General features: G+C 68.3%; 8 protein-coding genes and 1 pseudogene. 3 read left to right on the forward strand and 6 right to left on the reverse strand.

Translation table 11 applies throughout. The features are described 5' to 3' along the window. Window positions 1–1,267 (forward strand): chemotaxis protein CheA (locus FVW20_RS13530; RefSeq protein ID WP_196610021.1); only part of this gene is annotated, 1,267 nt, incomplete at its 5' end. Here the strand turns inward: FVW20_RS13530 and FVW20_RS13535 are convergent. Beyond that, a complete protein-coding gene (locus FVW20_RS13535; protein ID WP_196610022.1) occupies window positions 1,268–2,338 on the reverse strand; it encodes a LysR family transcriptional regulator in 1,071 nt (356 codons plus the stop codon). It lies immediately after the preceding gene. A gap of 229 nt (window positions 2,339–2,567) precedes the next feature. On the opposite strand from FVW20_RS13535, the gene FVW20_RS13540 reads away from it, so the two are divergent. Then, window positions 2,568–4,199: an L-lactate permease gene (locus tag FVW20_RS13540; RefSeq protein ID WP_196610023.1), complete on the forward strand. Its 1,632-nt coding sequence runs from the start codon at window positions 2,568–2,570 to the stop codon at window positions 4,197–4,199. Window positions 4,200–4,722: 523 nt separating this feature from the next. Here FVW20_RS13540 and FVW20_RS13545 read toward each other — a convergent pair. Next, the gene (locus tag FVW20_RS13545) at window positions 4,723–7,197 is read right to left on the reverse strand and encodes a GGDEF domain-containing protein (RefSeq protein WP_196610024.1); all 2,475 of its coding nucleotides are present in this window, start codon (window positions 7,195–7,197) and stop codon (window positions 4,723–4,725) included. 497 nt (window positions 7,198–7,694) lie between these two features. Next, the gene (locus FVW20_RS13550) at window positions 7,695–10,421 is read right to left on the reverse strand and encodes a PAS domain S-box protein (RefSeq protein WP_196610025.1); all 2,727 of its coding nucleotides are present in this window, start codon (window positions 10,419–10,421) and stop codon (window positions 7,695–7,697) included. A gap of 356 nt (window positions 10,422–10,777) precedes the next feature. Here FVW20_RS13550 and FVW20_RS13555 point away from each other — a divergent pair, with 356 nt between their 5' ends. Further along, the gene (locus tag FVW20_RS13555) at window positions 10,778–11,947 is read left to right on the forward strand and encodes a glycosyltransferase family 9 protein (RefSeq protein WP_196610026.1); all 1,170 of its coding nucleotides are present in this window, start codon (window positions 10,778–10,780) and stop codon (window positions 11,945–11,947) included. A 177-nt stretch (window positions 11,948–12,124) separates the two neighbouring features. On the opposite strand, the gene FVW20_RS13560 is transcribed toward FVW20_RS13555, so the two are convergent. From FVW20_RS13560 to FVW20_RS13570, 3 genes and pseudogenes are all read right to left on the reverse strand, one after another. After that, window positions 12,125–12,940 carry a tetratricopeptide repeat protein gene (locus FVW20_RS13560; RefSeq protein WP_196610027.1) on the reverse strand — a complete coding sequence of 272 codons (816 nt, stop codon included), beginning with the start codon at window positions 12,938–12,940 and terminating at the stop codon, window positions 12,125–12,127. After that, on the reverse strand, window positions 12,931–13,755 hold the full coding sequence (nadD, locus tag FVW20_RS13565; RefSeq protein ID WP_196610028.1) for a nicotinate (nicotinamide) nucleotide adenylyltransferase: 825 nt from the start codon (window positions 13,753–13,755) through the stop codon (window positions 12,931–12,933). Before nadD ends, FVW20_RS13560 begins: the two co-directional genes overlap by 10 nt. A 172-nt stretch (window positions 13,756–13,927) precedes the next feature. Further along, window positions 13,928–14,353: pseudogene (locus tag FVW20_RS13570) on the reverse strand (glutamate-5-semialdehyde dehydrogenase); the annotation flags it as partial.

Genomic DNA, 14,353 nt, shown 5'->3' on the forward strand with positions numbered 1-14,353 from the left:
CTCGCCCACGCCTGCCATTGCCCCTGCCCCGTGGCCGGTGCCCGAATGCGCCGCACCGGCGGGTGACGATGCCGCTCCGGCGGGCAGCCTGCGCCCCGGCGGCGATGAAGGCGCCACCACCAGCCTGCGCGTGGATAGCGCCAAGGTGGACCGCCTGCTGGACAACGTGGGCGAACTGGTCATCCTTCAGGCGCGCCTGTCGCGCATCGCCGCCGACCATGACGACCCGCGCCTGCGCGAACTGGCCGAAGGCTTGGAGCGGCTTACCGAATCGCTGCGGGACAGCACCATGTCGGTGCGCATGGTGCCGCTGGACGCCACCTTTCACGCTTTCCGGCGGCTGGTGCGTGATCTGGCGGCGCGCCTGGGCAAGGATGTTCGCTTTGTGGCCGAGGGCGGCGAGACGGAACTGGACAAGACCGTCATCGACCACTTGCGCGACCCCTTGCTGCATCTGGTGCGCAACGCCATGGATCATGGCGTGGAATCGGCAGAAGCGCGCCTGGCGTCGGGCAAGCCCGCCGAGGCGGTGCTGCGGCTGTCCGCCGCCCATGCCGGGGGCGAGGTGCTGATCACCGTGTCCGACGACGGAGCAGGCATCGATCTGGACAAACTGCGCGCGGTGGGCGTGGCGCGGGGCCTGCTGGCCCCGGATGCCGACCCCGGCGAGGCGGAACTGCTGCAACTGCTGTTTCTGCCCGGCTTCAGCACGGCCAGCGGCGTATCCGACCTTTCCGGGCGCGGGGTGGGGCTGGACGTGGTCAGCACGGCCCTGGGGTCGCTGCGCGGCAGCGTGGACGTGGTCACCCGGCAGGGTGAGGGCACGGCCTGGCGGCTGCGCATCCCGCTTACCCTGGCCATCATTGACGGACTGCGCGTGCGCGTGGGTGACGAAACGTTCATCCTGCCCCTGACCCAGGTGCAGGCGTGCCTGGAGCGCTTCGTGGAGGGCGAGGCAGCCACGCTGGGCCTCATCGAATACCGCGAACGGCTGGTGCCGTGCCTCAGCCTGCGCCGCTTCCTGGACGTGCCGGGCGAACAGCCCGCCTACGAGCGGGTGATCATCGCCAACGTGGACGGCCAGCCGGTGGGCTTTGCCGTGGACGGCGTGGCCGGGCTGGAGCAGGCGGTCATCAAGCGCCTGGGCGGGCCGTGCCGCCGCGCCGCCTGGATTGCCGGGTCCAGCGTGGACGCCGAGGGCGGCATATCGCTGATTCTCGACGCCGCCCAACTGGTGCGCGTGGCGCAGGGCATGCAGGAACGCTGATCAGTGCTTGCGCCCGCGCGTTCCGCCCGCCGCGCAACCTTGCCCCGTCCCGGCTGATGGGGCTTTTCTGTTTGTCGTTCCTCCCCCCGTCATTTCCGCAGTCCCGCCACATGTCATGCCCTCCCTGTCCGGCGTACCCGGCCTGTCCGGTGCGGCCTTCTGCGCCGGGCCGCCGTAGCTGCCGCACGAGATGCGCGGCGGCATCTCGTGCATCAGTTCCAGCCACGCCGCCGCCGCCGGGGACAGGCTGTGCCCCTTGCGCCAGGCCAGCACCGCGCGCCAGCGCAGTTCGTCGTCGTCCAGCAGGGCGCGGTGGACGCCGTCGGGCAGCGGTTCCGTCAGCATCAGGCGCGGCACCAGCGCCACGCCAAGCCCGGCGGCCACCAGGCTGATGATGAAGGGTATCTGGCCGCTGCACAGGGTTTCATCCAGGCGTACCCCCTGTTTCAGGCAGCGGTCGCGGATGCGCGCGTTGAGCGCAAAGCCCTGTTCGAACTGGATGAACGCATTGCCGTCCAGATCGCGCAGGCTCAGGGCTGCACGGCCCCGCATGGGGTGTCCTTGCGGCAGCAGGGCCATGAGCGGCTCGTCGCACAGGGGCGATACCTCGAACTGGTCGGACACGGGCAGCAGCACCAGTGCCATCTCCAGTTCGCCGCGCAGAACGCACTCTTCCAGCGCGTAGCAGCCCTTTTCACGCAGTTCTATGCGCACCCCCGGATAGCGGCGATGGTATTCGGCAAACTGCCGTGCGAACAGCAGGGTGCTGCCCACCGGCGGCACGCCGAAGCGCAGCGTGCCCCGGCGCACGTTGCGCAGGTCGTCCATCTCCGCATCCATGGCCTCCTTTTCGGCCAGCATGGCCAGCGCGCGGCGGTAGGCCACCTCGCCCGCCGCCGTCAGGGCCACCCCCGCCGGGGTGCGTTGCAGCAGGGTTGCCCCGCAGTCTTCCTCCAGTCCGCGCACGGCCTTGCTGACCGTGGACTGGGTGGCGCACACGGCCTGCGCGGCGGCGGAAAAACCGCCCGCGCGAACCACCTCCACAAAGCAGCGCAATACCCTGAGGTGCATGGCCATTCCATTCTTGACTAGGGTTGATGAAGACAATTCATTTCACAACTGCCAGCCCCCTTGGCTAACAGCAGAAGCAGCGAGGTTCAAGCGGCCACGGTGCCGTTTCCGCCGTCCGGCATCGCACGGGCAGGCGGGAATGTGGCCGCGCCACGCAGGATACGGCCAGCCGCCGCGCACACGGGGTGCGCGCGGGGCCTTCCATGCACGTCAACCACAGGGGGCATTCGTGAACTGGGTGCAGCAGTACGATCCGTTTTCCAACATCGCCGCATCGGCCAGCGTGGCCATGCTGCCGCTGGCGATACTCTTCTACATGCTGGCCGTGCGGCGGGCCAAGGGCCACATGGCCGCCGCGCTGGGGCTGGCTGGCGCGTTGTGCGCCGCCGTGGGCGTGTGGGGCATGCCCGTGGGGCTTGCGGTCAACGCCACGCTGTACGGCATGGCCATGGGGCTGTTTCCGATCATCTGGATCGTGCTGACGGCCGTGTGGCTTTACAACATGACCGTGGAATCGGGCGAATTCGAGATCATCAAGGGCTCGCTGGCCCGGCTGACCGACGACCGGCGGTTGCAGGCCCTGTTCATCGCCTTTGCCTTCGGGGCGTTTCTGGAAGGCACGGCGGGCTTCGGCACGCCGGTGGCCATCACGGCGGCCATGCTGATGGGGCTGGGCTTCAGTCCGGTGTACGCCGGGGGCATCTGCCTTGTGGCCAACACCGCGCCCGTGGCCTTCGGGGCGCTGGGCATCCCGGTCATCGTGGCCAGCCAGGTCAGCGGCCTGGATGTGACCATGCTCAGCCAGTACGTGGGGCGTCAGTTGCCGGTGTTCGCACTGGTGGTGCCGCTGTGGATGACCGTGGTGATGTGCGGCTTTCGCCGGTCCATGGAAGTGCTGCCCGCCATCGTGGTGGCCAGCGTGTGCTTCAGCGGCACGCAGTTCCTGTTTGCAGAACTGCACGGCCCCACGCTGCCCGACGTCATGGCGGCCATCGTGACCATCATCGGCTTGCTGGTGCTGCTGCGCTTCTGGAAGCCCGCCAACACCTGGCACTTTGCCGATGAACAGCCCGCCAGCGCGGCGGCTAGCGCCCACCATACCACCGGCGAGATCCTGCGGGCCTGGGCGCCGTACGCCATCCTGGCGGTGTTCGTGTTCTTCTGGGGGCTGGATGGCGTGAAGGCCGGGCTTAACAAGGTGTACCTCCAGGCCATCGAATGGCCGGGACTGCACGGCGCCATCGCCAAGACCGCGCCCATCGTGGCCAAGGACGCGCCCTATGCGGCCAAGTACACCCTCAACCTGCTGTCGGCAGGGGGCACCGCCATCCTGCTGGCGGGCCTGCTGTCGGTGCCCATCATGCCCGGCTACGGCATGAAGCGGGCCATCGGCTGCTTCTGGCGCACCTGCCGGCAACTGCGCTTTCCGGTGCTGACCATCATGCTCATCCTCGGACTGGCGCAACTCATGAACTACTCGGGCATGAGCTCGACCCTCGGCATCGCCTTCACCCATACCGGCGCGCTGTTCCCGTTCTTTGCGCCCATCATGGGCTGGCTGGGCGTGTTCCTGACCGGCTCCAACACCTCGTCCAACGCGCTGTTCGGCAGCATGCAGCAGGCCACGGCCCGCGCCGTGGGCGTGGACCCGTATCTGACCGTGGCCGCCAACGCCACCGGCGGGGTGACCGGCAAGATGATCTCGCCGCAGTCCATCTCCGTTGCCACGGCCTCCACCCACACCGTGGGCCAGGAAGGGGCGCTGTTCCGCTTCGCACTGGGGCACAGCATCGCCATGACCCTGGTGATCTGCGTGCTGGTGACCTTGCAGGCCTATGTCATCGGCTGGATGCTTCCCTAGGGGCTGTTTTCAGATTGTCTTTCCGTCCGTTGGCTGACCGCTCCTAAGGGCGCGAAGCGTGTCCGTTGGGCGAGCTTGCGAGCCCAACGGACATCGTGCGCAACGCGGTCAAACTTCGCCTGCCATGGTTTTGCTGTCCCCATCCGTAAGGTCCGCGCTTCGCGCTTACCAGCGGCTGGGGCAAGGTTCGCAAGCTCACCCAGCGGCTGGGGCAAGGTTCGCAAGCTCACCCAGCGGCTGGGGCACTCCCTCATGGCAGGCTCGTTTTCCTTGCCAACGAACGAAAATCCTAATCTGAAGAACAGCCCCTGAAAGAGCACAGGAAACATATCCACCGCCCGTCATGCCGGGTGCGCCCGGCATGACGGGCGGCGTCACATTCGTCCGAAAGCACGGAGCCGTGCGCTCCTCCTGTGGGCTCCGTGCCCGCGTGCACCCGCCGGACGGACAAGCCCCCCCGCGTTGCACCGTGGGGGGGCCGTCGTGTGTGGACCGTGGATGCGGGTGGGGCTGCCGCGTGATCTCAGTACAGGGCACGCATCTGGCATACCCCGCATTCCAGCACGTAGGCGTTGCCGGGAATGGCCTTGGCCAGGTGCTTCACGTGGGCGGCGCGTTCGCCGATTTCATGCAGGTTGCTGCGCTCGTGGCAGTCCAGCACCGCCAGCGAGACGGAAACGAACGGAAAGCGCCGCTCCATGCCGTCGCGTCCGCGCGCGGTGATCCAGCCGCGTGCGATGTCTTCCGCGCAGTAGCAGCCGCGCACCAGCCGCCCGAAGCAGCGCGTGGCCGCCCGGCACACCCGCTCGGCATGGCGGGGCGAGGTGATGCACACGAAGTCGTCGCCGCCGATGTGCGCCACGTAGTCGCCCTTGGCCCCGTGCCGCTGCACCGCCCATGACAGCACCTTGGCCAGCAGCAGGATGATCCTGTCGCCGTTCTTGAAGCCGTAGGTGTCGTTGTAGCTCTTGAAGTTGTCCAGGTCCGCGTACAGCAGCGAAAAGGGTTGCCCCCCGGCCAGTCGGGTTTCCAACTCCTTTTCCAGCGCCACGTTGCCGGGCAGGCCGGTGAGCGGGTTGGTGCCCTTGGCCAGTTCCACCTGCACCTGGGCCAGTTTGTGCAGCAGCCGCTGCACCGAAACGGTGCCCGTCAGCAGCCCGGCGCGGGTGATCATGATGTCGTCGTAGGCCTGCAACCGGCTGCGCGACATGGCCAGCCGGGCGGCGTCCTCCACGGGGGTGGTCTGCTCCAGCACCAGCGGCCTCGCGTCCATGACGGCGGACACGGGCCGCTTGAAGTACAGCGCCACCCCGTACTGTGCCGAAAGCTGCCGGTTGAGGTGGTAGTCCATGATCAGCCCCAGCGGCTTGCCGCGCTCGTCCGTCACGGCGATGCTGGTCAGCGGATCGGAGGTTTCGAACAGCTTGCGGACCTCGCCCGCCAGCGTGGTGGGGGGCACGGTGTGGGCCGGTTCCGCCAGTTCGCCCACCGGCATGGAACAGGCAAGGCTGCCCACGCTGGGCAGTTGCGCCGTGGGGCGCAGTTCGCCGATGTCCACATGGGTTTCCTGCTTGGGGTAGTCGGGGCGGCCCAGGTAGTAGCCCTGGCCGTAGTGCGCGCCGATGGCCATCAGGGTGGCCGCTTCCTCGCGGGTTTCTATCCCTTCCGCGATGACCCGCGAGCCGATCTTTTCGGCAAAGCTGACCAGGGTTTCCATCAGCGCGCGGCGCACCGGGTCGCGGTTGATGTTGCGGATGAGCGACATGTCGATCTTGATGAAGTCGGGCTTCAGCTCTGCGATGGTGGCAAGGCCGGAATAGCCGGTGCCCGCGTCGTCGATGGCCACCTTGAATCCCTGCCCCCGGTAGTGCGACAGCGTCTTGTAGAACACCCCGAAATCGCGGATGGAATGCCGCTCGGTGATCTCGAAGACGATGTTTTCCGGCGCAAGGCCCATGGCCCGCACCGCCTCCAGCGTGCTGCCGGGGGTAAAGCCGGGGTCGGTGAGGGTGCGCGGGTGGATGTTCAGGAACAGCTTCTGGTCCGGGGCCAGGGTGCCCGCGCAGGCAATGGCCCGTTCCCGGCAGATGCGTTCCAGCGCGAAAAGCATGCCCAACTCCTCCGCGATGTCGAACAGCATCATGGGCGAGTGGAAGGGCGTGTCCACCGGGCCCCGGCTCAGGGCTTCCCAGGCCATGATCCGCCCGGAGGGAAAGCGTACGATGGGTTGGTACAGGGTGCGGATGGCGTTGTCCTGCAACACGGCCTTGAAGTCGCGCGCAAGGCGCAGGTCGGACAGGTCCAGTTCCTTGCGGGCCATGGTGCGCGCCTCGCGCACGGCCTGGAAGAATTCCCGGCGCGGTTCCGCGCCGGGGCGGCGGCGATAGGTGGCGCAGCCCACGCCGATGTGCACTTCGCGCCCGGTCCAGCGCAGGACGGAATCCTTCAGGTGGTGCTGCAACTTCAGCTTCATGGTGAAGGCTGCGTCGGCCAGGCGTTGCGGACGGGTGGCCGGTTCCGGCCAGAACACCAGGAATTCGCCTGTTTCCAGCGGCAGCAGATGATGCGCCGACGCGGGCTGGCCGCTCAGGCCGGGCACCGTCGCCCATAATCCTTCCACCAGCAGCGATTCGATGCCCGCGGTGATCTCCTCTCCGTACAGGTCGCGCACCAGCACGTGGTCCACCATGCGCACCAGCAGCATGTGCAGCGCCTCGTGCCGGGCCACCATCTCGCGCACCGAGGCGTCCGTGGCGTGGGCGGAAGGCGCGTGGCGTGCTGGATCGGATGTGGACTGGAAGGTTGTCGGGGCGCCGGATGCAGTACCGGGCGTGGCCGCGGGGCTGGCGTCGGCAACTTCGATCCGCCTGAAGGCCGGCGGCGTGTTCACGGTGGGCAAGGCGTCCGGCGCAAGGCCGTTCGGGTGCGGTGCGTGGCCCGGATCGTCGCGCCTGCGACCCAACATTTCCAGAAACGGCTCCAGCCAGGTATGTTGCATGTATCCCCCCGGATACTGTCGGACACGTTGTCGGGCGCAAACCGGCGCGGAATGGCGAGTGTGTCGTCCGCTGGCCGTTGGCCCCTGAAGGCGTGGTGACGGTTGCGTGACGCCGTGCGGCGCCGGCACGTCTTTCTGCGGGTAGTTAGCATGAAGATGCCGGTGACGGCGGTGACGGACAGGTGACGATTTGCAGAAGCCCCGGCGCGGGGCGGTCTGCACGCGGTGGGTGGGGGCAGGGGCTGTGGGGGGGCAGGGGAGGCGGGCAGAAGGCAGGGCAGGCGGTGGGTTGCTGGCTGGGCACCTAGCCGGAAAGGCACGGCCCGCCATGCCGACGCCGGATCAGATATGGAACAGATATGGAACAGGTATGGATCAGATCAGGAGCAGGACAGATCTGGGCAGATCTGGGCAAGCCAGGGTAGATCTGGGCAAGCTTGGGCAGGTCAGGGGAACCGTGCAATACGGGGCAGTACGGGGGCAATACGGGGGAGGCATCAGGCCAGGGGCAGGCGCACCACGAACACCGCGCCGCCCTCCGGCGCTTCCTCGATGGTGATGGTTCCCTTGTGGTTGGTGACCACGATGAAGTAGGCCACGGAAAGGCCAAGCCCCGTGCCCGTACCTGCCTCGCGCGTGGTGAAGAACGGCTCGAAGGCCCGGCGGCGCAACTCCGGCGACATGCCGGGGCCGTTGTCGGCCACCTCTATGCGCAGGTGCGTCGCCTCTGCCGTCGTGGTCAGGGTGAGCACCGGCGGCGGCCCGTCATCGCGCTGCGCCAACGCCTGGGCCGCGTTCTTGAACAGGTTCAGGAACACCTGCTCCATTTCGCTGGCGGAACAGCGCACCGGCGGCAATTGCGGGTCGTAGCGGCGCACCACGGCAATGCGTTTGAAGTCGTAGTTGCGGGCCAGGCTGTAGTCGGTGACTGCCAGTTCAAGGGTTCGTTCAAGCAGGTCGTTGATCTGCACCGGCACGCGCGAAGGATCGCTGCGGCGGCTGAAGGTGAGCATGTTGGCCACGATGCGCGCCGCGCGTTCACCCGATTCACGGATGCCGTCCAGCAGCCCGTCGATGTGGCGTTCTTCCGCGTAGGCCGCGACGCGGCCAAAATCCACGCCCTGCCGTTCCGCCGCGGCGCGGTTGGCGGGCAGGTCATCCAGCAGACGGCGGCGCAGGTTCTGCACCCCCTGCAGGATGCCGCCCAGCGGGTTGTTGATCTCGTGGGCCATGCCCGCCGCAAGCCCTCCCACCGAGGCCATCTTTTCGGCCTGCACCATCAGGTCTTCCATGGCGGCGCGCTCGCTCACGTCGTCCAGGCGCAGGATGCCCCACATTTCCTCGCCGGTTTCCAGCGGAATGGCGGTGACGTCCTCCACCCGGCGGGATTCGCCGGACAGGCTTCCCGGCTGCGAACCCGCCGGAAGCCTGATGGGGGTGACCACACGTTCCGGCGGCATGGCCGCGCCACCACGCCGGGCCGCGTGCAGCCGGGGCAGGTGTCGGGCCAGTTCCGGGGCTATTTCCACCAGCGAGCGGCCATGGGCGGACGGGGCGGCAACGCCGAAGCGCCGCTCCGCCGCCGGGTTCCACAGCACCACCCTGTCTGCGGCGTCGGCCACCACGATGGCCGAGGGCATGGCGTCCAGCACGCCCTTCAGGTGGCGCTGGGCGCGGGACAGGGCGCGGTTGGCGCGCGAAAGGTCGGCCAGCAGGACCTGGCGCTCGCGCTCCGACTCCATGAGCACCGTCAGATCGTTCAGGATGAAGACCACGGCATCGGGTGTGCCCGGTGCTCCGGCCACGGGGTACAGGCGCAGGGCCATCCAGCGGGTCTGGCCGTCGGGCGTTGCGTCGGGCGGAAATTCCAGCGGCTCGGTGGCGATGACCTCGCCCGCAAGGGCGGCCTGGGCCAGCCCGTGCAGCCCGGCGTGCTGCACGTAGCGGTCCTGGTCCAGGGTGTACACGGCGGGGTTGTCCGTGGCTTCGGCAAGGCCGTGCAGGCTCAGCCATTCGGCATTGGCCTCGCGCAGCGTGCCGTCCGGGTACAGCAGGGCCATGGCGAAGGGGGCCTGCGTGAGCACGGCGCGGAACTGCTGCTCGCGCGCGTGCAGGGTCTGTTCGGCCTTCTTCAGGTCCGTGATGTCGGTCAGCATTACCAGCACTGCCGGGCGGCCATCCCACTCCAGCAGCACCCCGGTGCCGAACACCCAGCGTTCGCCATCGGGTGCGCAGATGCGCACCGGAGGGTAGGTGTCCAGCAATTCTCCTTTCAGGCGGCGCATGTACCTGTCCCTGGCCACGGGACGGTCGGCGGGGTGCAGGTGGTCGGTGAACGGGGTGCCCACCAGTTCCTGCACGGGGCGGCGCAGTATCTCGCCGATGCGCGGGTTGACGAAGCGCAGCAGTCCGTCCTGGATGACCGCTATGCCTTCCTGCGCGTTCTGGAAGATGGACCGGTACTTCAGTTCCGCAGCGGCCAGCCGCTGTTCGGTGTCCTTGCGTTCCTCCACCTCGCGTTCCAGTTCCGCGCCGCGCCGGGCAAGGGCGCCCAGCGCGGTGACGAAGGTAAGCCCCAGCAGCACGAACACGGTCACGCCCAAGGCCGCAGTGGCCAGGATGTAGCGGCGTTCCCCGGCGTGCACGTCGCCAAGATACGATCCGGTGCCGATGTAGCAGGCCAGTTCGGGGATGGGCAGCACGAACGACAGCTTTTCTTGCGGCGCACTGCCGTCGGGCGGCGTGTAGCGGTACGAGAAATATCCGCCGTCGGGGTTCTCCTGCGCGGTCCTGATGAGTTCCGCGATGATGGGCACCCCTTCCGCGTCGCGCAGGTCAAGGCCGCTGCGGCCTTCCATCAGCCGCTCGTAGGGCTGGACCAGCACGGTGCCGTCGTAACCGCTCATGAAGATGTAGTTGGGGCCGCGGGTATCGTTGAAGATCATGGTGCGCACCCGCTCGCGCACCAGCGCCAGGGCGTGGTCGCGGCCATAGACCCCCGCAGCCAGTTCATCCAGCACCGGTTGCACCTGGTTGCGGGCCAGCAGCACCATTTCGCGCAGGTGGCTGCGGCGGTATGTTTCCGCCGTTTCCCAGAAGGTGTGCACCGCGTGCAGCAGGAACAGGGTGAACACCCCGCACGCCAGTATCAGCAGCAGCCACAGTCGTCGCACGGGCGGGCTGCGCAGAAGCGAGGTAAGGGCGCGGGGGGGAATGGCGTTCATTGGGTGCCTGGGGGTGTCCGGGGAAGGTGGGGGGCCGTGCCATGCGGTGGCATGGGCATCAGTCTAGCACCGCGCACTGCAAGGTGCCGTGATAAAGACGCCATGGCGCGCGGCTGCTGGCAAGGGACGCCGGAAGTGCGGCGGATGCGGGGGCGCGGCGCTTTTCTTTCCGCGCCGCTGCTGGTAGTGCTGTGCCGCAACGGCCCCCGGATTTTCCGTAAGGGTGACGCAAGCCCCGCCAATACCTGAAACACGACGTTAAGGAAACAGCGGTGACGTTACCGCGTGCTGCGGTGAGCGCTATATCCGCAGCGCGGCGATCGTGCAACCACGCCGGGTGCCCCGGCGGAGAATTGATGACCCTGCCCAAGACATGGCTGGTGGTGCGCCTGAGCGCGCTGGGCGACGTGGTGCTGACCACGGGCGTGTTGCTGTGGCTGCATCGTACCCGTGGCTGGCGCTTCGTGGTGCTGACGCGGCCGCAGTGGGCTCCGGTGTTCCGCAACCATCCCGCCGTGGACCGGGTGGCCACGGTGGACCCGCGCGACCTGCGCCCCGCCGCGTTGCCCGGTTTCGTGCGCGGGCTGGCGGCATTGCTGCCCGGTGCGGGCCTGCTGGACCTGCATGGAACCCTGCGCTCGCGGTTGCTGGGCCTGCTGTGGCCCGGACCGGTGCGCCGCTACCCCAAATTTTCGCTGGAACGTCGCCTGTTCCTGCGGTCCGGCGGCAGGCTGTTCCGCGAACGGCTGCGCGCCAGCAACGTGACGCAACGATACTTACTGGCCGTGCAGGATGCGCCGCCGCCGCGTTCCGCGTTGCTGCCGTGCATTCTGCTGGACGACGCGGAGAGCGCGCGGGGCGTGGCCCTGCTGAGCGAGGCCGGGCTGCTGCCTGCGGGAACGCCGATCGGGACGCCGGATGGCGCATCGGGCGAAGCCTCGGCCCCGGTCCGCCCGCTGGTGGCCCTGCATCCTTATTCCACGCATCCGGACAAGGCCTGGCTGCCCGGCGCCTGGCGCGATCTGGCCGGGCGTCTTTCCGCAGCCGGGTATGCGTGGTTTGTTGTTGGGCGGTCCGGCGGAAAGAAAAATGCTGTTGCCGAAGCCGGGGGCGGCACGGCCACGCCCCTCTCCGGGCTTGTGGAGCAGGCTCGGCTTGCAGGCGGACTGGCGGCGGATTTCACCGACCGCACGGACCTGCGCGAAACCTGCGCGCTACTGGCCGCCGCAGACGTGCTGGTGACCGGAGATTCCGGCCCCATGCACCTTGCCGCCGGTGTGAAGACCCCGGTGGTGGCGCTGTTCGGCCCCACCACCCGCGAATGGGGCTTCTACCCGGAAGGCCCGCGCGACGTGGTGCTGGAAACCGGCGATGGCTGCCGCCCCTGTTCGCTGCACGGCAGCAGGCGTTGTGCCCATTCCGGGCGCTGCATGACGGGCATATCGCCCGATGCGGTGTTTGCGGCGGTGCGGCGGGTGACAAGCTGCGGGATGGCAGAGGCGGGCGCTGCAACAAAGCATTGCTGACGGCAGGCCCGCTGGAGTCGGATTCTGCGGCAGTGCCGTGACGGTGTGCGAAGTCCGCCAAAACGGGACGGGTTGCCCCGTACCATGTCGATGGATGGAGAACCGGCGGGATGGCGCGCTGCGCTGCCCGCCTTTTTTCGTCAGCGCGTCGGATGGGACAACTGCTGCCGCGCTTCGTCAGCGCGAAAGGCGGGACAGCAGTTCCCGCGCCTCGGTCAGCGAAGGGTCGGACTGCCACGCGCGGTTGGCGTATTCGTACGCCTTGTCGCGCTTGCGCCATTCCATGTACAGCTTGGCCAGGTTCAGCATGGTGCGCGGGTGCGATCCGAATTGGCGCAACGCGCGCAGGTACACGATTTCCGCCTTGGGGTATTCGCGCAGTTCCAGATAGGCGGCCACCGCGCCGGAGTAGGCCCGGGCCTCTCCGGGAAAGCGTTCCAGCGCCGATTCGAACAGCTCCGCCGCCTCGTAGAACAGTCGGGCCCGCAGGAATCGTTGCCCGATGTCGCTGAGCACGCCCGCCTCGTGGCCCCACTCGTCGGCCACCCGGCGCAGCAGGGCCCGTCCGCGCGGCAGGTCGCCCGCGTCCAGCCTGGCCTGGCCGTTGCCGGTCAGTTCCGCCTTGCGCATCAGTATCTTCTGGGCCTGCTCGGCGGCGCGGGCGCGCTCCTCCTCCAGCATGGCGTGGCGGATGGATTCCAGGCGTTCGGCCAGGGGCAGTTCGTCGCCGGGCGCGTAGGTCACGTCCGGGCCGGAAAGCACCTTGCGCGTTTCAAAGAACTTGCGGACGACGTGATTTCTGTTGAGATCGCTGACGAATTCATGGATGTGCACTTCCGTCTCAAAGCGCGCCTGACCGATGAGCAGGGTGCCTTCGTACGCCCTCAGGGCCTTTTCCATGGCCTCCAGGGCGCGGGTCAGATAGCCGCGCGCCAGATAGGCACGGGACCGCGCGATGTTGTCACGCACGGCCTTTGGGGCGGTCATTCGCATGGGGTGTCCTTGCCGGAACAGTGCGGGCCGGAAGATTCGGGGGTGGCGCAGTCGGGGGCGGAGCAGGAAGGAGCGGTGCCGTGCGCTGCGGGATCGGCATGGGGAGCCGGATCGGAGTGTGCCCAGCAGCGGCGCACCTCGTCGGCCTGGGCGCGCAGCAGGCTGTCCACGTCGTCGGGCACCAGCAGGCGGATGTCCGCGCCGCGCAGCCATTTGCCGCGCAGCAGGGAGGCGCTGATGTCCAGCCGGGGCAGGGGCAGGAAGGTCAGGGTGGTATCCCCGTAGGGGCCGCCGCGCAGCAGGTGGCGCTCCATGTCCGGCGCGGCCTGTGCATGGTCTGTCTGGGGCGCAAGCGGGGCGGCGTCGGGCCAGTGGGCGGCCAGTGCGGCGCGAAAGGCTTCCGGACCGCTGCCCGCGCGGGGCACCACCACGAAGTCGGCGATGCGCGGCAACTCCACCCCCCGGTACCAGTGGGGCAGCATCTCGAAATCCTCGCCGCCCAGGATGAAGAACGGCGCGGCGTCCGGTTCGGCGGCGCGGTAGGCGTGCAGGGTGTCCCAGGTGTAGGATGGCCCGCTGCGCCCGCCTTCCAGGGCGTTTACCGTCAGGGCGGCAAAGGGGCGCACGGCGGCGTGCAGCAGCGACAGGCGCAGGGCGAAGGGCAAGAGGTCGTGCCCTTCCTTGTGGGGGGGGACGGCGCAAGGGACAAGGTCGATGCGGTCGGGCCGCAGCGCCTCGGCCACTTCGATGGCCAGGCGCAGATGTCCCGCATGCACCGGGTTGAAGCTGCCGCCAAGTATGCCGATACGCTGCATGAACTTTTTGCCGCCCCCGTGGTTCGTTCGTGTTGGTGATGCGTTTCGTGGCGGTCCGGGCAGCACGTGCCTGCCGACCGCACGGGCGATACCGGCGCGGCGGCGCCCAGCGGGCCGCCGCGCCGGTCCTGTTCCGGCTGTTCGAGAATTTCCGTTACTCCAGTTGCTTCCGTTACTCCCGGACCTGGCCCGCGCCGAACACCACGAACTTGGTGGTTGTCAGTTCCTGTACGCCCATGGGGCCGTAGGAATGCAGCTTGGACGTGCTGATGCCGATTTCGGCGCCAAGGCCCAGTTGCCCGCCGTCGTTGAAGCGGGTGGAGGCGTTCACCGCCACCATGGAGGCGTCGGCCTCGCGCAGGAAGCGCATGGCCCGCCCGTGGTCGCGGGTGCAGATGATTTCTGTGTGGTTGGACCCGTGCGCGGCGATGTGGGCCAGCGCCTCGTCCATATCGTCCACCACGCGCACGGCCAGGATCAGGTCGTGGAATTCCATGCCGTAGTCTTCCGGCGCGGCGGCGGTGGCCGCATCGCCCAGCAGGGGCAGCGCCGTCGGGCACGCGCGGAAGGTCACTCCGGCAGGGGCCAGCCGGGCGGC

It is taken from the genome of Nitratidesulfovibrio oxamicus (assembly GCF_015731765.1).
Classification (GTDB): domain Bacteria; phylum Desulfobacterota; class Desulfovibrionia; order Desulfovibrionales; family Desulfovibrionaceae; genus Cupidesulfovibrio; species Cupidesulfovibrio oxamicus.

What these genes read in the sequence shown, in the direction of transcription:
- FVW20_RS13535 (WP_196610022.1), bottom strand. Translation starts at nt 2,338, where the DNA reads ATGCACCTCAGGGTATTGCGCTGCTTTGTGGAGGTGGTTCGCGCGGGC.
- FVW20_RS13545 (WP_196610024.1), bottom strand. Translation starts at nt 7,197, where the DNA reads ATGCAACATACCTGGCTGGAGCCGTTTCTGGAAATGTTGGGTCGCAGG.
- FVW20_RS13550 (WP_196610025.1), bottom strand. Translation starts at nt 10,421, where the DNA reads ATGAACGCCATTCCCCCCCGCGCCCTTACCTCGCTTCTGCGCAGCCCG.
- FVW20_RS13555 (WP_196610026.1), top strand. Translation starts at nt 10,778, where the DNA reads ATGACCCTGCCCAAGACATGGCTGGTGGTGCGCCTGAGCGCGCTGGGC.
- FVW20_RS13560 (WP_196610027.1), bottom strand. Translation starts at nt 12,940, where the DNA reads ATGCGAATGACCGCCCCAAAGGCCGTGCGTGACAACATCGCGCGGTCC.
- nadD (WP_196610028.1), bottom strand. Translation starts at nt 13,755, where the DNA reads ATGCAGCGTATCGGCATACTTGGCGGCAGCTTCAACCCGGTGCATGCG.